Source organism: Klebsiella sp. TF21-TM, from assembly GCF_019753495.1.
Classification (GTDB): Bacteria; Pseudomonadota; Gammaproteobacteria; order Enterobacterales; family Enterobacteriaceae; genus Klebsiella; species Klebsiella quasipneumoniae.
Map to the genome: position 1 here is coordinate 168794 of NZ_JAIJYL010000001.1, position 17150 is coordinate 185943.

Consider the following 17150-nt stretch of genomic DNA (forward strand, 5'->3'; position numbering starts at 1 on the left):
GTGCAACAGACAACCCAAATTCAGCCCTCTTTTACCCTGAAAACCCGCGAGGGCGGGGCGGCTTCTGCCGAGGAATGCGCCGATGAAGTGGTGATCGGCGTCGGCCCCGCCTTCGATAAACACCAGCATCACACCCTGATCGATATGCCCCATGGCGCGATCCTTAAAGAGCTGATTGCCGGGGTGGAGGAAGAGGGACTTCACGCCCGAGTGGTGCGCATTTTGCGCACGTCCGACGTCTCCTTTATGGCCTGGGATGCGGCGAACCTGAGCGGCTCGGGGATCGGCATCGGTATCCAGTCGAAGGGGACCACGGTCATCCATCAGCGCGATCTGCTGCCGCTCAGCAACCTGGAGCTGTTCTCCCAGGCGCCGCTGCTGACGCTGGAGACCTACCGGCAGATTGGCAAAAACGCCGCGCGCTATGCGCGCAACGAGTCACCTTCGCCGGTGCCGGTGGTGAACGACCAGATGGTGCGGCCGAAATTTATGGCCAAAGCCGCCCTGTTTCATATCAAAGAGACCAAACATGTGGTGCAGGACGCCGAGCCCGTCACCCTGCACGTCGACTTAGTAAGGGAGTGACCATGAGCGAGAAAACCATGCGCGTGCAGGATTATCCGTTAGCCACCCGCTGCCCGGAGCATATCCTGACGCCCACCGGCAAACCATTGACCGACATCACCCTCGAGAAAGTGCTCTCTGGCGAGGTGGGCCCGCAGGATGTGCGGATCTCCCGGCAAACCCTTGAGTACCAGGCGCAGATTGCCGAGCAGATGCAGCGCCATGCGGTGGCGCGCAATTTTCGCCGCGCGGCGGAGCTTATCGCCATCCCTGACGAGCGCATTCTGGCTATCTATAACGCGCTGCGCCCGTTCCGCTCCTCGCAGGCGGAGCTGCTGGCGATCGCCGACGAGCTGGAGCACACCTGGCATGCGACGGTGAATGCCGCCTTTGTCCGGGAGGCGGCGGAAGTGTATCAGCAGCGGCATAAGCTGCGTAAAGGAAGCTAAGCGGAGGTCAGCATGCCGTTAATAGCCGGGATTGATATCGGCAACGCCACCACCGAGGTGGCGCTGGCGTCCGACGACCCGCAGGCGAGGACGTTTGTTGCCAGCGGGATCGTCGCGACGACGGGCATGAAAGGGACGCGGGACAATATCGCCGGGACCCTCGCCGCGCTGGAGCAGGCTCTGGCGAAAACGCCATGGTCAATGCGCGATGTGTCTCGCATCTATCTTAACGAAGCCGCGCCGGTCATTGGCGATGTGGCGATGGAGACCATCACCGAGACCATTATCACCGAGTCAACCATGATCGGTCATAACCCGCAGACCCCGGGCGGGGTGGGCGTCGGCGTGGGGACGACCATCGCCCTCGGCCGGCTGGCGACGCTGCCGGCGGCGCAGTATGCCGAGGGGTGGATCGCGCTGATTGACGACGCTGTCGATTTCCTTGACGCCGTGTGGTGGCTCAATGAGGCGATCGACCGCGGGATCAACGTGGTGGCGGCGATCCTCAAAAAGGACGACGGCGTGCTGGTGAACAACCGCCTGCGCAAAACCCTGCCGGTGGTGGATGAAGTGACGCTCCTGGAGCACGTGCCCGAGGGGGTGATGGCGGCGGTGGAGGTGGCCGCGCCGGGGCAGGTGGTGCGGATCCTGTCGAATCCCTACGGCATCGCCACCTTCTTTGGGCTGAGCCCGGAGGAGACCCAGGCCATCGTCCCCATCGCCCGCGCGCTGATTGGCAACCGCTCAGCGGTGGTGCTCAAGACTCCCCAGGGCGACGTGCAGTCGCGAGTGATCCCGGCGGGCAAGATCTACATCAGCGGCGAAAAGCGCCGTGGAGAAGCCGATGTCGCCGAGGGCGCGGAGGCGATCATGCAGGCGATAAGCGCCTGCGCTCCGGTACGCGACATCCGCGGCGAACCGGGCACCCACGCCGGCGGCATGCTCGAGCGGGTGCGCAAGGTGATGGCGTCCCTGACCGGCCATGAGATGAGCGCGATCTACATCCAGGATCTGCTGGCGGTGGATACATTTGTTCCGCGCAAGGTGCAGGGCGGGATGGCTGGGGAGTGCGCCATGGAGAATGCCGTCGGGATAGCGGCGATGGTGAAATCGGATCGTCTGCAGATGCAGGTTATCGCCCGTGAGCTGAGCGCCCGACTCCAGACTGAGGTGGTCGTGGGCGGCGTGGAAGCCAACATGGCCATCGCCGGGGCGTTAACCACGCCGGGCTGTGCGGCGCCGCTGGCGATCCTCGACCTCGGCGCCGGTTCGACGGATGCGGCGATCGTCAGCGCGGAGGGGCAGATCGCCGCGGTGCATCTCGCCGGGGCGGGAAATATGGTCAGCCTGCTGATTAAAACCGAGCTGGGTCTCGAGGATCTTTCGCAGGCGGAAGCGATAAAAAAATACCCGCTGGCCAAAGTGGAAAGCCTGTTCAGTATCCGCCACGAGAATGGCGCAGTGGAGTTCTTCCGGGAAGCCCTCAGCCCGGCGGTGTTCGCCAAAGTGGTGTACATCAAGGAGGGCGAACTGGTGCCGATCGATAACGCCAGCCCGCTGGAAAAAATTCGTCTTGTGCGCCGCCAGGCGAAGGAGAAAGTGTTTGTTACCAACTGCCTGCGCGCGCTGCGCCAGGTCTCCCCCGGCGGTTCCATTCGCGATATCGCCTTTGTGGTGCTGGTGGGCGGCTCATCGCTGGATTTTGAGATCCCGCAGCTGATCACCGACGCCCTGTCGCACTACGGCGTGGTCGCCGGGCAGGGCAACATTCGGGGAACAGAAGGGCCGCGCAATGCGGTCGCCACCGGGCTGGTGCTGGCCGGTCATGCCGATTAAGCCGGCGCTCGCGCCAGCCTCTCTCTATAACGTGCTATTTCAGGATGCCAATGATGAACCAGACTTCTAGCTTAACCGGGCAGTGCGTGGCCGAGTTTCTTGGCACCGGACTGCTCATTTTCTTCGGCGCGGGCTGTGTCGCTGCGCTGCGGGTCGCCGGAGCCAGCTTTGGCCAGTGGGAAATCAGTATTATCTGGGGCCTCGGCGTCGCCATGGCCATCTATCTGACGGCTGGCGTCTCCGGCGCGCACCTTAATCCGGCCGTCACTATTGCCCTGTGGCTGTTCGCCTGTTTTGAACGCCGTAAAGTACTGCCGTTTATTGTCGCCCAGACGGCCGGGGCATTCTGCGCCGCCGCCCTGGTGTACGGGCTCTATCGTCAGCTGTTTCTTGATCTTGAACAGAGCCAGCATATCGTTCGCGGTACCGTCGCCAGCCTTAACCTGGCCGGGGTCTTTTCCACCTACCCGCATCCGCATATCACCTTTTGGCAGGCGTTTGCCGTAGAGACCACCATCACGGCGATCCTGATGGCGATGATCATGGCTCTGACCGACGACGGCAATGGCATCCCGCGCGGGCCGCTGGCGCCGTTGCTGATTGGCTTGCTGATCGCCGTGATCGGCGCGTCGATGGGGCCGCTAACCGGCTTTGCGCTGAATCCGGCGCGTGATTTTGGCCCTAAACTGTTTACCAGTCTGGCCGGCTGGGGCGCGATCGCCTTTACCGGCGGGCAGCCGATACCCTACTTTTGGGTGCCGCTGCTGGCGCCGGTGGTGGGGGCGATTATGGGGGCGTTTTTATACCGCAAGCTTATCGGCCACCATCTGCCGTGCGAATGCGCTAGCGATGAGTGAGACGGGGCGCGCCGCATCACGGCGGGCAACGAGGTTAACTTCCCCCGGCGAGTCGCCGGGGAACAGGGTTATTTCTTGATGACCGCATTGAGTTCGCCGAGTTTGGCGGCGGGGTTCTTGTGGCACTGCTGCAACATTTTCGGCACCGAAACGGTCTCGACTTCATGCCAGTCGACGTAGTCGCCGCCGCTGAAGTCGGTGTTGCGGTTCACCACCCAGAAGGCCACCGGGGTCATGCTTTTTGGGTTCATATCCATAAACTCCTGACAGGTCATATTCTGCGGTGTGGTTTCCAGAACCGCGAACGCCGGGCTGGTCATCAGACAGAATGTGGTGGCCGCTACGGTCAGTACGAGTGCTTTAGGCAAATTCATTTTCTTCTCCAGTGACAAAATAGGGCTTAAGCCTGGGCGTGCTTCATTTTATTGCGCAGGACCAGCAAGCCGATGGCGCTAAATATCATTTCAACGCCGATAAAGGCGGTAATAAATATCCAGCTTTGCTGCGGATTCATGGCCAGCCACAGGCAGGCGATAAGTAAATCCAACAGGCCGATAAAAATATTCCAGCCGGCGCCGCTTTGTTTTCGGGTTTGACATCCGTTGACGATGCGGGAAATACCGCCGAGAACAAATAAAAAGCCGAATAAGAGGGCCAGGCTGCTCATGCCGTTAAGAGGATTAACGACAAAGCTCAGGCCGAGCACGATCCAGGCGATGGCGAAGATCAGCGCTACCAGGCGTGATTTCCTGTGCTGCTGGCGGAAGACGATCAGGCTATAAAGTGAGTAGAAGCCGCAGATCATCAACAACATGCCGGTCACCGTGGCGAGATACCAGCCGGCGACCAGCGGCCAGGCCAGGCAACAGGCCCCGCAGATAAACAGCAGCGCGGCCATCAAGCCGGCATGCCGTTTATATCGAATGAAGACGCGTGGGTTAAACGCATTTAAGGTGTAATAGCTAAACATAAACATAATTGCTCCGCAGATCCCGGTTGCCGGCCTGACGCTGAATAAAATGCGTCATGCTTTATTCAGCGGGCCAAAAGAAAGGTCTGAGGAAAATAGTAGGCCGCGCTATCGGCAGGCGTAAATAAGAGCGCTGAGGTGACTTTATACGCCTTGTCTGACAGCTGTCAGACAAGGCCCGCAATATTCCTTCCGGGCTCTGATTCTCAATGCCCATGATATTTTTTAAGCTGGCTGCGTTTGGTGATGCTTACCGATTTTAATCAGGAGTTAACGATGAAAAAAGTCATTCTGGCGAGCCTGCTGGCAACCATGATGGGTACCTCTCCGGTGTGGGCAGCAGATAGCGCGACGGCAGCGCCAGCCGCGGCAGCCACAGCGCAGGTGCAGAAAGAAGCCGCCGATGTGCTGCAGGTGGCGGTGCAGGGCGCGAACGCGATGCGCGACGTCCAGTTCGCCCGTCTGGCGCTGTTCCATGGCCAGCCGGATAGCGCGAAAAAACTGACTGACGACGCCGCCGCGCTGCTGGCCGCCGATGACGCCAGCTGGGCGAAGTTTGTGAAAACCGATGCTAAAGCCAAAATGATCGCCGATCGCTATGTGGTCATTAACGCCTCTATCGCTCTGTCTGAAGACTATGTAGCCACGCCGGAAAAAGAGAGTGCCATTAAATCCGCTAACGAAAAACTGGCGAAAGGCGATCAGAAAGGGGCTATCGATACCCTCCGTCTGGCCGGTATTGGCGTAATTGAGAACCAGTATCTGATGCCGCTCAACCAGACCCGTAAGGCGGTGGCGCAGGCGCAAGACTTGCTGAAAGCTGGAAAATATTACGAAGCGAATCTGGTGCTGAAAGGCGCTGAAGAGGGCATCGTGGTGGACAGTGAGATGCTGGTGGCAGGCAACTGATACCTGTTCCACCCTGAGAGAGCGCAGAGGAAGAAACTGACAAGGATGTCCCCTTAACGGCCGGGCAGGCGGACTGCCCGACCGGAACGGCTAGCGGCCGATCAGGGCGTCGATTTCGCCATCGATCTCGCGCATGACGCCGGTGATGCGCTGTACCACCTCCAGACAGCTTGCCGGCGTTAGCGAGTCAGGCCGCTTCGCCTCAAAAGGGGCGCACAGCGCTTGCAGCGCAGTAATCCCCAGAATTTGCGCTGAACCGTGCAGACGGTGCAGCGCTCGCAGAAAGATCTGCGGCTCATGCCGGGCGATTGCCTGTCCGGCAGCCTGTAAATCCGCGGCCGACGCATCGCGGAACGTCTCCAGCATCTCAGTCATCAGCGCCTGGTCTCCCCCGGTATTTTCGGTCAGCACGCTGAGCCGCAGGTGTCGGGCGACGTTTGGCGATGCGTGGCCCACCGCTAAACGGCTCAGCTCGTGGCTCAGCGTCTGAACCGACACTGGCTTAAACAGACACATATTCATGCCGCTGGCCAGACAGGCCTCCCGCGACTGCGGCAGCGCGCTGGCGGTCACCCCCCAAATCATCAGGTCCGGGTAGCGCCGACGTAGCGACGCCGCCAGCGTCAGGCCATCTTTCTTCGGCATATTGAGGTCCGTGATCAGCAGATCGTAATGTTTGCCAGCGAGCTTATTCTCCGCCTCTTCACCGTCGCAGGCTTCATCGACGCTATAGCCGATAGTGCTGAGCTGGCGCTTGAGCAGCAGCCGGTTGGTGGGATGGTCGTCGGCTATCAATATCGACAGCCCGGGCAAGGCCTGCTGCCTGGCCGGCAACGCCTTCGGCGCGCGAACGGCGCAGCGACTCACCTTGACTGGCAGGGTGATGGTGAAGGTGGTCCCCACGCCAGGATGGCTAACCATCTCCAGTCGGCCCTGCATGAGTGCGACCAGCTCCTGGCAAATGACCAGACCCAGGCCGGAACCGGTCTGTTTGCGCCCCTGGCGCGCCTGCGCATAACGGTGAAAGAGAGTGGTCTGCTCTTCTTCACCGATCCCGCAGCCGCTGTCGCTAATGATGAGGGTCAGCTCCCCCTGCGTCTCATCCGCTTGCGTCAGCCGGCAGTCGACCTGAATCGCGCCCTCGGTGGTAAACTTCAGCGCATTGCCGATGAGATTATTGAGGATTTGCCGCAGCGCCTGCGGGTCGATCCACAGCATGGTCCCCTCCTGTAGCGCGTTATGGTCGTGGAGCGCGATCCCCTTTTGCTGCGCCAGCGCGCCGAAGGTGTGACACTGCTGCGACACGACCTGTGCGACATCGCTCCACTGCGGGGTGATCTGGTATTTTCCCGACTCAATCTTGTCGATATCGAGAATATTACCGATCAGCCCCAGCAGGGTTTGCGCCGTCGACCCCGCCAGCTCGATCGCCTCTTTACGCTGACCGACGTTCAGCTCCGGTTTCGCCAGCAGTTCCAGAAAGCCGACGATGGCGCTCACCGGCGTGCGCAGCTCGTGGCTCATGCTGGCCAGAAAGCGACTCTTGGCTTTTGTCGCCTGAATCGCTTTGTCTTTTTCCCGCTCCAGGGCGCAGGAGAGGGCCTCCTTCTGCGCCAGCTCCTCCTCCAGCCGCTGCTGAGAGTCTTTACGTTTGCGCACTTCCCGGCACAGGGAGAGTCCCCACCCGAGGCTGATGGCGATCAGCACCAGTGCGAAGGCGATCAGCTGGTAAAACTGGCGGCTGTACTGGCTCCAGTTCTCTATTTGCTGGCTGGAAATTTTCGACCACTTCTCGGTCATCTGCAGAATATCCCGCGGCGGAATGGCCTGCAGCGCTTTGCTGAGGATGGCGGCCAGCACCGGCTCATCGCGCGGGATCGCCAGCCGAATGGCGGCGACCGGGAGTCCGTCGATGCGGGCGTAGTGCAGACCCTGTGGATAATAGTGGTCGATCATATAGCGGGCGGAAAGCTCCGACGCTACCGCGGCATCCACCTCGCCTTCCTCCACCATCTTCATCGCGACGCCAACGTTATCCGTCTCCACCCAGTCAACCTGTGGAAAGCGCGCTTTCAGGTCGTGGGCGGCGATTGGCCCCACTGGCAGGGCGATCCGCGCCGGGCGGGCCAGCAGATGTGGGTCGGGGGCGCTGCCGCGGGCGACCAGCACAAAAGCCACGTTAATCAGCGGGTCGCTGAGGGTGACGTAGGCCTGCGGTTGTGGGGTCAGGGTCGCGGCGGGCATGATCGCCCAGTCCTCTTTTTCCATCCGCTTTGCCAGATCCTGACGGTTGCGCACCAGGATGGGGTCAAACTGCAGCCCGGTCTGTAGCGAGAAAATATTCAGCATATCGGCCATAATGCCGCGCAGCTCGTCCTCGTCATCCACCAGAGTAAAAGGCGGAAAGTAGGGGTTGACCAGCAGGCGGACGCGACGATGCTTCTGTAGCCAGCGCTGCTCTTCGGCGCTAAAGGACAGCGGCGTATTGAGAAATGACAGATCGCCGCGGTTGAGCCAGTTTTGCATGATCCGCATCGCGGTATCGCTGTCGATAGCGTGGATAAAACGGTCAAGGAGCTGGTGCAGCGCCGGTCGATCCTCGCGGGTGACAAAGCGGTTGTGCTGCTCCTGCTGACGAAAATAGTGTGCGATGACCAGCGATTGCGAGAAATATTTCGAGATGCAGTGGCCGGTGGTGATGTTATTGCCGATGAAATACTGATTCTCGCCGCTGACCACCGAGGCGAGAGCCTGATAGTCGCTATCGTAAAGGGTGATTTTGGCGTTGGGAAACGCCTGCTGAATGATATCGAAAAAGGCGCAATCGCGGGTGCAGGCCAGCGTGACGCGGCGGTCGGTGGTCAGCGGCGGCAGGGGGGATTTTAGCGAGGTGACCAGCGTCGGCCAGGTTTTGATCAGCGGTGCGGTGTGCGTCAGTCCCGGGGCGAGCGCATCCCGGTGCGCCACCTGAGTGAGCAGGGTATCCACCTGGCGGTCGGCCAGGGCGGCCAGCGCCTGCTGCTCGGTGTCATATTGGCGGATAACCACCTTCAACCCGAGGCTGTGCGCCATTAGCGCCAGATAGTCGGCGTTAATTCCCTGATAGCTCTCCTCGTCGCTGTCGTAGACGATAGGCGTCATCTCAGGCAGCCAGGTGCCGACGGTCAGCGTCGGCCGGGCGGCCAGCCAGACCTTTTCCGTATCGTTAAGCGGAATGTCGATTGCCGCAATGTGGGCATGGCTTTTCAGCTCCAGTTGCTTCATGGCAAACGCGGCGGGGGAGTGGCTTAGCGCTAGTCCGACAATCAGGGATAAAATAAGACGAACGACCATGGCATCACCCTATTTTATTGCGTTGCGCAAAGTCATAAAGCTCAAGCAGGGAGCTGCAGCCTAATTTATCCATCAGACGGACCTTATAGGTGCTGACCGTCTTATTGCTGATATTCATTTTGCTGCCGATGGTGGTGTAGTCGACGCCGCTGAGGATATAGCGGAAGACTTTCATCTCCTGCGTTGACAGCGTATCCAGCCGGTCCTGATCGGTGATGCCGTGGGTGCAGAAGCGCTCCAGTGAAAAGGGGAAATAGCTGTAGCCATTATTGGCCGCCTCGATCGCGGCGAGGATATTATTCATTCCCTCTTTTTTACTCACAAAACCATTGGCCCCGCAGTCGGCGCTGCGTTTGCCGTAGAACCGTTCATTTTTGGCGGAAATGACGATAATTTTTCCCTGGTAGCGGCGTTTGCGCAGCTGCTCAAGAACGTCGATGCCGCTGAGCTCCGGAATATCGACGTCAACGATCAGCAAGTCAGGCTGCATCGTTTCGGCGGCCTGCACCGCATGAGCGCCGCTGTCGAGCTCTGCCGCGACGGTAATACCGTTGGTATCGAGTAGGTTACGAATGGCGATACGTGCCAATGGATGATCGTCAATGATTATCGCATTCATGGGGGCGTAAATCCTGATATGAAAAAGAAGGGCGATGTCTGGTGCAGGTGCGGCGGGGGTTATTTTTATCGATGCCGTAATAAGGCGCAATTGTAACACAAATCGTTTTCGCCCGGGGAAGATATTCTGGGCGAACCCTTCGCTGAATATATTTGCATATCTGGATGACAGCTGTAGGAACAGGCGTTCGCTTACTTCAGCGCTGTCTGGTATTAAAAAAAATGCAAACGATTAATCTGCTCTTTTTAAGGTGAGTTGCCGGGAATATCGTCCGGTGACAACTGGCAGGTAAAATAATAACAATGGCAAAAGTGAAGCTCGCCCTTTGGCAAAAATGGGTTTGGAAACGTCTAATGGCAGGAATAATACTCGTGGCAATGAGTAGCGCCGCGGTGGGAAAGGACGCCTCGCCCGCAGAGGCGCGGACGCGCGATATGATGCGCTGTCAGGATTATCTGCAGCTGGATCCGCGCACCTGGACACCGATGGTGATCTGGCTGATGAACGATCCTTTTTCCCTGCAGCCGCCGGAGTGGACCGACTTCCATGAAGCCGAGCTGGTGCTGACGCCGATCCTCACCGAAATCTGCCGTCAGGAGCCAGATGCCTGGCTGACTTCGCTGCGTGAACGGCTCAATTCCTACCAGCAGGTGCGGTCGCTAAATTAAGCGACCGCGATAAAGCGGCAGAAAAAGTGACTAAATGTGCAGTTAGCAGCCCATTCCTGCGCCGGGGATCGGCAGCGGTCCGCTTTTTGCGACAGGGCGTCGCAGGCCTTGCTCGCTGGCGTCGGGTTGGCGCCGGCGCAGATGGTATCCAGAGGCGCTGTCATCTGCGCGCTTTCACATTTATTTCCCGGCGGCAGAAAAATTCAGCGTTAATCCAACGCCGACCTCGTTAATTTTGATAAAACGCGCCAGGCTAACCTTCGCCGCAAGATCGGTACAATGGCATGGATAGACGGAGCCCGGGGACAATGCTTTAAGGTAATCCCCTGTCTGTGTGAGGCGATCTTCATCAGCATTTTGCAAATGGAACCCGCCAATGACCGAAACAATGTGATGTTCTCCGGTAACCTGTTTCGCATATTCAATAATGTTAGCTATTCCCGCGTGAGAACAGCCTGTGACTACCACCAGTCCATCTTCTGTCTTTATTGCCAGCGCAGAATCATCCATAACGTAATCATCAGTGATTTCGCCTTTCTCATCCACCGTTTGGCCTACCGGTGTCAGCATCTCGAATTTATTGTCCCTTGGTATTTGACCAAGGAAGATGATGTTTTCAGTGAGTGGATAAGGTTTTTGGCTGCAAACTTTGTTGAAGAAGAGATCATTTTTATCGAATCTGTAGTTTATCCCTATAGATTTTTCATCAAAATACTTTGGGCTTAATGCATCTGGATGGCAGATTAAGTTTATCTTTTTCTCGGGAGTGAAGTTGAGTCGATCATAATATTGGATTAAATGATTGAGTCCCCAGGTATGATCGTTATGGCCATGGGATAACACGATACTATCGATACTGGTCAAATCTATTTTCAACGTTTGCGCATTTTGCAGGAAAACATCTGAATATCCCGTATCGAAAAGAATTTTTTGACCATCATACTCAATCAGATAAGACACACCAGGTTCACCGATAAGGTACCTGTCAATGAATGTATTATTATCAACCAGAACCGTTAATTGCATCAATAAATCCTCGATGTGGCGCCAACAATATAAAAAACGACATCTTTCTATTCTGGACTGGTGTTATGCCACAGTCATTGCGGATAAGCAATTCACCAACATTTGTCATGCATGCCAGGGCTGACCAGATGCCGCCGGGAAAAAGGATGAGCTTAACTAAAAAATTTGCATAGTGCCGTTTCTCGCTTGCGTTAGCCATGTATGCAATCGCGGCCATGCTCATCGCAAGGGAGACGGTAGTTATGCAATCGCTGTTTTTTATCCCTGACAACACAACCGGTCTATGGGGATACCGATATCGCGCCACGCCCTGATGGTCAACCAATCGAACGCTACCGTAAAGTCGGGCCGTTCGACATGAACGATCCTGAGGGCTGCAGGGATAGGAATGCGCAGTTGCCCACATCGCTGACCTGACTTGAGAAACGTCGTATCCAGTAGCGTTGCTAATATTGATATATCTTATTTCTATTTGTTATTAACGAATCATTGACAGCCTTTAGCTGAACTGATTCAGCTAACGGCTCGCAGGATAATATTTTGTAAAAATTATGTGATTAAAATTTAAAGGTTTGTAGTCAGCGCTAAAGATAGAAAGATCGTCTGGATTTTATCCGCTACCTTGAAGGGATTAATAAACCTGCGTTATAAATTAACCGCACTATTTAGAATGAAATGGAAATATCTGAATGAACAATTCAGAGAAATAGTGAAATAAATCTTATTATACTGGTAGCTTCAGGACAGGGTATGTTTATGAAGAATGGAATTATTCTATCAATCGCCGACCGTATCAAAGACGCGCTTCCCATACCAACAGACGAATTCAGGAAAAGGCTTGAAGAGGACTGTTATGTAATATGGAAATTGCCACACTTTGATGCACAAGAAATCACTCAAACCCCCGTTGTTCCCTCTTATGCTGATTATGTCGAGTCAAAAAATGCAGCGTTACATGGCGCTTATCTTTCTGCACATTTTCAGGCCGGCCTATGGCCCGTCGTCTATCAGGGCGAAAATAACGGACATCTTATAAGGCATGTCTGCCCGATGCTCCAGGCAGAAGAGAAAATAAGTTCTCAGGGGGCTAAGTATGACTTTTACCCGCATGTCGATAATCCCGATCTGTACATTACCGGCGAGACGCCGTCTAACAGACTTGGCGGCTGTCCTGACACTCTGAGTTTGTTGTGTCTCAGGAAAGAGGAAGGCGTTCACACCAGTCTGTTAAAACTGGATCAGATTCTGAAGGGGCTTTCTGATAAGGATATCGCTATTCTTGCCAGCCCCGCCTTCAGGATTAAACGGCCAGCCAGCTTTACAGAGGGATCCAGTATTGAGAAGGTGCCGATTATTGTGAGCGACAACGGTGTCTGGTATTCACGATTTGACTGGCACAATACTCAAGGTATGACTCTCGAAGCCGAAGCCGCGCTGGAAAAAATGCGATTTATCACCCTGGAACATGACCTGTGGTTCAATGTTCCGCTGGAGCCAGGCTATTCAGTGACTTTTTTAAACCAAAGAACAATGCATACCAGAAATGCTTTTGAACCTCGTTTTGATGGCACGGACAGGTGGTTATTGCGGGTTTTTGCTATGAAACACAGACCAACTGATACGCAGCTTGTCGATTCTTCACTTTGTCTCCACCACCTGCGCACACTATAACGGAACAAAAAATGTCAGATTTAGTTAATCACTCAATGTTCATTGAGGGAAGCGTTATTGCTCATTACCTTATTCTCGGGGTGATCCTGCTGGTTATTGCATCATTTATCGCGGGCTATATTGATGCGATTGCGGGCGGTGCTGGACTCGTGTTAATTCCAGCCTTTATCCTGACAGGGCTACCACCTCAGCTTGCGCTGGGACAGGAAAAACTGGTCAGTACTATAGGCACCATCGCTGCCATTAAGAACTTTGTTAAAAATAAGTCTGTTATCTGGCGCGTTATCCCTGCGGGATTAATTTCTGCCCTGGCGGGAGCCTATGTGGGCGCGAAGGTGATATTACTTTTGCCTGTGGAGACCTTATCGATCGTCATTGTGGTGCTATTACCCGTTGGTTTACTCGCAGCAACGATTAAGGGAAAAATTAAAGAGTCCGCTGACGACTCTGCCAGGACTAACTTTCTGGCAATCTTTGTAGTGTGTTTTATCGTGGGTTTTTATGATGGTTTTTTTGGCCCTGGGACCGGTAGCCTTTTCATCATTGCCTTAACGGTTATTAATAAGTTTGGACTGCTGCAGGCATCCGCGACCAGCAAAATCTTTAATTTTGCATCCAATATAGGGGCGTTTGTTGCCTTTGCGATTGCCGGTAAGATGGCTTATTTAATCGGTATTCCGATGATTATTGCCAGCCTGGCTGGTAATCATATTGGCAGTCTGCATGCCATTAAAACCAATGGTGAAATTATCCGCAAAGTTCTGTTTGTCACCGTGGGTGCCATGATGGTGACGCTTTCAGTAAAATATTTTACAGGAGTATGAAATGGCAATGGGCAATGAAAATATCGTCGTGCGGCTGGCGCAAGACTCAGATATTCCAGAGGTGAAACAACTGCTGGAGCGCTATCACGCAAAAAATCTTGCGGGAGAGCAGCGGGCGAATGGATTTGTCACCACCGATATGACGGAGCAGCAGTTAAATGAACTGCGTTCAGCCGAAAGTGGTGTGGTGATTGCGGTTGATAGTACATGCGGCAAGGTCATTGGCCTGTTGCTTGGTGGATCGTGGGAATTTCTCAGCCCTTGGCCCATGTTTAAATACATGGCAAGTATTCTCAATGAATATCACTACCAGGGAAAAAATCTGGATGCGGTTAGCTCATACCAGTATGGCCCCATCTGTGTCGCAGAAGAGTATCGTGGCCAGGGCGTAGGCGAGATGCTGCTTGAGTATCAACGCAAGGTGTTTGCACCGCGTTATCCCGTCATCGTTACCTTTGTCAATGTGCTGAACCCGCGCTCGTATGCATTTCATACCCGCAACCAGTTTGAGGACGTCGGTTTCTTTCACTTCAATGGCAATAAGTACCACATGATGGCGTTACCGACCTCCTGAGAGGTGGGCTGATACATTGCGGCAGACCCGGCGGGCGTCTTCGGCGCCTGCCGGCATAAGCGAAGGTCCGGGTTTGGCCGGTGGCTAACCGATCTTTGCTCTTTTCAGGGGCGTCTGGAAAAGGAAAAGGGCCTACGTTTTCACGTAAGCCCTTGATATCTGGTGGCCCCTGTTGGGTTTGAACCAACGACCAAGCGATTATGAGTCGCCTGCTCTAACCACTGAGCTAAGGGGCCGTGGCGAGGGATTATAAAGTAACTGACGGTTGCAATCCAGCGTAAAGCGCGCAGCTGCTGTTTTTATAAACAATGCATTTTCAATCCTTTATAATCATGTTTTAGCCATACAGCCGGAGAAAACATGATTAGCGATATCCTTGCGCCGGGCCTGCGCGTTGTCTTTTGCGGTATCAACCCGGGGAAGTCCTCCGCCCATACCGGCTTTCATTTTGCCCATCCTGGCAATCGCTTCTGGAAGGTCATCCATCAGGCCGGGTTTACCGACCGACAGCTCAGGCCGGAAGAGGAGCTGCAGCTGCTGGATACGCGCTGCGGCATCACCATGCTGGTTGAGCGTCCGACGGTGCAGGCCAGCGAGGTCGCCCTGCAGGAGCTGCGCAGCGGCGGCCGTGAGCTGGTGAGGAAGATTGAGGAGTATCAGCCGCAGGCGCTGGCGGTGCTCGGCAAGCAGGCCTTCGAGCTGGCCTTTAACCAGCGCGGCGCGAAGTGGGGGAAACAGGCCATGACCATCGGCACGACCCAGGTGTGGGTGCTGCCCAATCCCAGCGGCTTAAATCGGGCGACGCTCGATAAGCTGGTGGCGGCCTATCGTGAACTGGATGATGCCCTGGCGACCCGCGGCCAGTAGCGGAGAGGGGCGACTTTCCCCGGATGGCCACCTGAACGCCATAAAAAAAGCTCCCCGCAGGGAGCTTTTTAACAGGCTGGCGACGATTAATCGTCGAGGAAGCTACGCAGCACTTCAGAACGGCTCGGGTGGCGCAGTTTACGCAGCGCCTTCGCTTCGATCTGACGGATACGTTCGCGAGTAACGTCGAACTGTTTACCTACTTCTTCCAGCGTGTGGTCGGTGTTCATGTCGATACCGAAACGCATACGCAGGACTTTCGCTTCACGAGCGGTGAGGCCGGCCAGCACGTCGTGCGTTGCCGCGCGCAGGCTCTCGGTGGTCGCGGAATCCAGCGGCAGCTCGAGGGTGGTATCCTCGATGAAATCCCCCAGATGCGAATCTTCATCGTCGCCGATCGGCGTTTCCATGGAGATAGGCTCTTTGGCGATCTTCAGCACTTTACGGATCTTGTCTTCCGGCATCAGCATGCGCTCAGCCAGCTCTTCCGGAGTCGGTTCACGGCCCATCTCCTGCAGCATCTGACGGGAGATACGGTTGAGCTTGTTGATGGTCTCAATCATATGCACCGGAATACGGATAGTGCGCGCCTGATCCGCGATAGAGCGGGTAATGGCCTGACGGATCCACCAGGTGGCGTAGGTCGAGAACTTATAGCCGCGACGGTATTCGAACTTATCAACCGCTTTCATCAGACCGATGTTGCCTTCCTGAATCAGGTCGAGGAACTGCAGACCGCGGTTGGTGTATTTCTTGGCGATCGAGATAACCAGACGCAGGTTCGCTTCCACCATCTCTTTCTTCGCCCGGCGGGCTTTCGCTTCACCGATGGACATGCGACGGTTGATATCCTTCACCTGCTCGATGGTCAGGCCGGTCTCTTCTTCGATCTGCTGCAGCTTCTGCAGGCCGCGCTGCACGTCTTCTTTCACTTCCAGCAGCTTCTCGGACCACGGCTTGTTCATCGCCACCGCGGCGTTGAACCAGGTTTCGCTGGTTTCGTTGCCGGTGAACAGGGTGATGAAGTTTTTCTTCGGCATTTTGCACTGCTCAACGCACAGCTTCATGATGATACGTTCCTGAGTACGAACGCGATCCATCATGCTGCGCATGCTGTTGACCAGGTAATCGAACTGCTTCGGCACCAGGCGGAACTGCTTGAAGACTTCGGACAGCTTCAGGATCTCTTCCTGGGCGGCGGCATGGCTACGACCTTTGGCTTTGATGGTGTCGCGCGTCAGCTCGTATTGGGTACGCAGCTCGGCGAACTTCTCACGGGCCAGCTCAGGGTCGATGCTGTTGTCGTCATCGCTGTTGTCGTCGGCGTCTTCATCTTCGTCTTCGTCTTCGTCGTCATCCATCTCTTCCTGAGACAGCTCGGAGCCAACGTGGGTGGCGGTCGGCGCCATATCTTCTTCGGCGTTCGGATCGACGAAACCGGTGATCAGATCGGACAGACGGGCTTCTTCCGCTTCAACGCGGTCGTACTGCTCAAGCAGGTAGGTGATCGCTTCCGGATATTCGGCAACGGAGCACTGCACCTGGTTGATGCCGTCTTCGATGCGTTTGGCGATGTCGATTTCGCCTTCACGGGTCAGCAGCTCTACGGTACCCATTTCACGCATGTACATGCGCACCGGGTCGGTCGTGCGCCCGATTTCGGATTCCACGCTGGAGAGCACCTGCGCGGCGGCTTCGGCAGCATCTTCATCCGCGGTGTTTTCGGCAAGCATCAGATCATCGGCATCCGGTGCTTCTTCCATCACCTGAATGCCCATGTCGTTGATCATTTGGATGATGTCTTCGATCTGATCGGAATCGACGATATCTTCCGGCAGATGGTCATTGACCTCGGCATAGGTCAGATAGCCTTGCTCCTTACCACGTTGGACAAGAAGCTTCAGCTGTGACTGCGGGTTTTGCTCCATAAGACGGTATCCACACTTAATTCGTTTGATTGGTGTCGGCAGGCGGGCTGTCGAC

Annotated in this window: 16 protein-coding genes, 1 tRNA gene and 1 pseudogene; 10 read left to right on the forward strand and 8 right to left on the reverse strand. The window is 55.8% G+C overall.

Annotation, left to right across the window (positions count from 1 at the left end):
* The 4 genes from K5R89_RS00855 to K5R89_RS00870 are packed head-to-tail and all read left to right on the forward strand — an operon-like array spanning nucleotide 1 to nucleotide 3706.
* Nucleotides 1-585, forward strand: coding sequence for a propanediol/glycerol family dehydratase medium subunit (locus K5R89_RS00855; RefSeq protein ID WP_087826705.1), 585 nt, complete (start codon nucleotides 1-3; stop codon nucleotides 583-585).
* A 2-nt stretch (nucleotides 586-587) separates the two neighbouring features.
* Nucleotides 588-1013, forward strand: coding sequence for a glycerol dehydratase small subunit DhaB3 (locus K5R89_RS00860; protein WP_023291057.1), 426 nt, complete (start codon nucleotides 588-590; stop codon nucleotides 1011-1013).
* 12 nt (nucleotides 1014-1025) lie between these two features.
* Nucleotides 1026-2849, forward strand: coding sequence for a diol dehydratase reactivase subunit alpha (locus K5R89_RS00865; protein WP_060590413.1), 1824 nt, complete (start codon nucleotides 1026-1028; stop codon nucleotides 2847-2849).
* Nucleotides 2850-2902: 53 nt separating this feature from the next.
* Nucleotides 2903-3706 carry an MIP/aquaporin family protein gene (locus K5R89_RS00870; RefSeq protein ID WP_072413576.1) on the forward strand — a complete coding sequence of 268 codons (804 nt, stop codon included), beginning with the start codon at nucleotides 2903-2905 and terminating at the stop codon, nucleotides 3704-3706.
* A gap of 68 nt (nucleotides 3707-3774) precedes the next feature.
* On the opposite strand, the gene hdeB is transcribed toward K5R89_RS00870, so the two are convergent.
* Nucleotides 3775-4080: an acid-activated periplasmic chaperone HdeB gene (hdeB, locus tag K5R89_RS00875; RefSeq protein WP_023291054.1), complete on the reverse strand. Its 306-nt coding sequence runs from the start codon at nucleotides 4078-4080 to the stop codon at nucleotides 3775-3777.
* Between the two features lie 26 nt (nucleotides 4081-4106).
* Nucleotides 4107-4682 carry an HdeD family acid-resistance protein gene (locus K5R89_RS00880; RefSeq protein WP_072413575.1) on the reverse strand — a complete coding sequence of 192 codons (576 nt, stop codon included), beginning with the start codon at nucleotides 4680-4682 and terminating at the stop codon, nucleotides 4107-4109.
* A gap of 240 nt (nucleotides 4683-4922) precedes the next feature.
* Here K5R89_RS00880 and K5R89_RS00885 point away from each other — a divergent pair, with 240 nt between their 5' ends.
* A complete protein-coding gene (locus K5R89_RS00885) occupies nucleotides 4923-5585 on the forward strand; it encodes a YfdX family protein (protein ID WP_072096602.1) in 663 nt (220 codons plus the stop codon).
* A 90-nt stretch (nucleotides 5586-5675) separates the two neighbouring features.
* Here K5R89_RS00885 and K5R89_RS00890 read toward each other — a convergent pair whose 3' ends face one another.
* Both K5R89_RS00890 and evgA read right to left on the reverse strand, forming a co-directional pair.
* Entirely contained in the window at nucleotides 5676-8918 is a 3243-nt protein-coding gene (locus K5R89_RS00890) for a transporter substrate-binding domain-containing protein (RefSeq protein WP_072413574.1), read from the reverse strand.
* Between the two features lie 4 nt (nucleotides 8919-8922).
* A complete protein-coding gene (gene evgA / locus K5R89_RS00895; protein ID WP_023291050.1) occupies nucleotides 8923-9537 on the reverse strand; it encodes an acid-sensing system DNA-binding response regulator EvgA in 615 nt (204 codons plus the stop codon).
* 302 nt (nucleotides 9538-9839) lie between these two features.
* Here evgA and K5R89_RS00900 point away from each other — a divergent pair, with 302 nt between their 5' ends.
* Nucleotides 9840-10205: an HdeA/HdeB family chaperone gene (locus K5R89_RS00900; protein WP_072096603.1), complete on the forward strand. Its 366-nt coding sequence runs from the start codon at nucleotides 9840-9842 to the stop codon at nucleotides 10203-10205.
* Nucleotides 10206-10276: 71 nt separating this feature from the next.
* Here K5R89_RS00900 and K5R89_RS27310 read toward each other — a convergent pair.
* Nucleotides 10277-10354, reverse strand: a pseudogene (locus tag K5R89_RS27310) (hypothetical protein); the annotation flags it as partial.
* 31 nt (nucleotides 10355-10385) lie between these two features.
* Nucleotides 10386-11231 (reverse strand): MBL fold metallo-hydrolase, encoded by an 846-nt coding sequence (locus tag K5R89_RS00910; protein ID WP_087826703.1) that lies wholly within the window; start codon nucleotides 11229-11231, stop codon nucleotides 10386-10388.
* Nucleotides 11232-11981: 750 nt separating this feature from the next.
* Between K5R89_RS00910 and K5R89_RS00915 the strand changes: the two genes are divergently transcribed.
* From K5R89_RS00915 to K5R89_RS00925, 3 genes are read left to right on the forward strand one after another with little or no spacing between them, the layout of a single operon-like run.
* A complete protein-coding gene (locus tag K5R89_RS00915; RefSeq protein WP_142293015.1) occupies nucleotides 11982-12902 on the forward strand; it encodes a TauD/TfdA family dioxygenase in 921 nt (306 codons plus the stop codon).
* 11 nt (nucleotides 12903-12913) lie between these two features.
* Nucleotides 12914-13726 carry a TSUP family transporter gene (locus tag K5R89_RS00920; RefSeq protein WP_224222703.1) on the forward strand — a complete coding sequence of 271 codons (813 nt, stop codon included), beginning with the start codon at nucleotides 12914-12916 and terminating at the stop codon, nucleotides 13724-13726.
* Between the two features lies 1 nt (nucleotide 13727).
* Nucleotides 13728-14300 carry a GNAT family N-acetyltransferase gene (locus K5R89_RS00925; protein ID WP_049015112.1) on the forward strand — a complete coding sequence of 191 codons (573 nt, stop codon included), beginning with the start codon at nucleotides 13728-13730 and terminating at the stop codon, nucleotides 14298-14300.
* Between the two features lie 160 nt (nucleotides 14301-14460).
* Here K5R89_RS00925 and K5R89_RS00930 read toward each other — a convergent pair.
* Nucleotides 14461-14536: transfer RNA gene (locus K5R89_RS00930), tRNA-Ile, on the reverse strand.
* A gap of 124 nt (nucleotides 14537-14660) precedes the next feature.
* On the opposite strand from K5R89_RS00930, the gene mug reads away from it, so the two are divergent.
* Nucleotides 14661-15167, forward strand: a complete 507-nt coding sequence (mug, locus tag K5R89_RS00935; RefSeq protein WP_002917636.1) for a G/U mismatch-specific DNA glycosylase — start codon at nucleotides 14661-14663, stop codon at nucleotides 15165-15167.
* 86 nt (nucleotides 15168-15253) lie between these two features.
* On the opposite strand, the gene rpoD is transcribed toward mug, so the two are convergent.
* Nucleotides 15254-17095: an RNA polymerase sigma factor RpoD gene (gene rpoD, locus K5R89_RS00940; RefSeq protein ID WP_004174339.1), complete on the reverse strand. Its 1842-nt coding sequence runs from the start codon at nucleotides 17093-17095 to the stop codon at nucleotides 15254-15256.
* Nucleotides 17096-17150 lie beyond the last annotated feature (55 nt).

Excerpts from the sequence above, each read along its gene's own strand:
- K5R89_RS00925 (WP_049015112.1), top strand. The coding sequence starts at position 13,728 with ATGGCAATGGGCAATGAAAATATCGTCGTGCGGCTGGCGCAAGACTCA.
- mug (WP_002917636.1), top strand. The coding sequence starts at position 14,661 with ATGATTAGCGATATCCTTGCGCCGGGCCTGCGCGTTGTCTTTTGCGGT.
- K5R89_RS00890 (WP_072413574.1), bottom strand. The coding sequence starts at position 8,918 with ATGGTCGTTCGTCTTATTTTATCCCTGATTGTCGGACTAGCGCTAAGC.
- K5R89_RS00915 (WP_142293015.1), top strand. The coding sequence starts at position 11,982 with ATGTTTATGAAGAATGGAATTATTCTATCAATCGCCGACCGTATCAAA.
- K5R89_RS00920 (WP_224222703.1), top strand. The coding sequence starts at position 12,914 with ATGTCAGATTTAGTTAATCACTCAATGTTCATTGAGGGAAGCGTTATT.
- K5R89_RS00900 (WP_072096603.1), top strand. The coding sequence starts at position 9,840 with ATGGCAAAAGTGAAGCTCGCCCTTTGGCAAAAATGGGTTTGGAAACGT.
- K5R89_RS00885 (WP_072096602.1), top strand. The coding sequence starts at position 4,923 with ATGCTTACCGATTTTAATCAGGAGTTAACGATGAAAAAAGTCATTCTG.
- K5R89_RS00880 (WP_072413575.1), bottom strand. The coding sequence starts at position 4,682 with ATGTTTATGTTTAGCTATTACACCTTAAATGCGTTTAACCCACGCGTC.
- K5R89_RS00910 (WP_087826703.1), bottom strand. The coding sequence starts at position 11,231 with ATGCAATTAACGGTTCTGGTTGATAATAATACATTCATTGACAGGTAC.
- evgA (WP_023291050.1), bottom strand. The coding sequence starts at position 9,537 with ATGAATGCGATAATCATTGACGATCATCCATTGGCACGTATCGCCATT.
- K5R89_RS00870 (WP_072413576.1), top strand. The coding sequence starts at position 2,903 with ATGAACCAGACTTCTAGCTTAACCGGGCAGTGCGTGGCCGAGTTTCTT.
- K5R89_RS00860 (WP_023291057.1), top strand. The coding sequence starts at position 588 with ATGAGCGAGAAAACCATGCGCGTGCAGGATTATCCGTTAGCCACCCGC.
- rpoD (WP_004174339.1), bottom strand. The coding sequence starts at position 17,095 with ATGGAGCAAAACCCGCAGTCACAGCTGAAGCTTCTTGTCCAACGTGGT.
- K5R89_RS00865 (WP_060590413.1), top strand. The coding sequence starts at position 1,026 with ATGCCGTTAATAGCCGGGATTGATATCGGCAACGCCACCACCGAGGTG.
- hdeB (WP_023291054.1), bottom strand. The coding sequence starts at position 4,080 with ATGAATTTGCCTAAAGCACTCGTACTGACCGTAGCGGCCACCACATTC.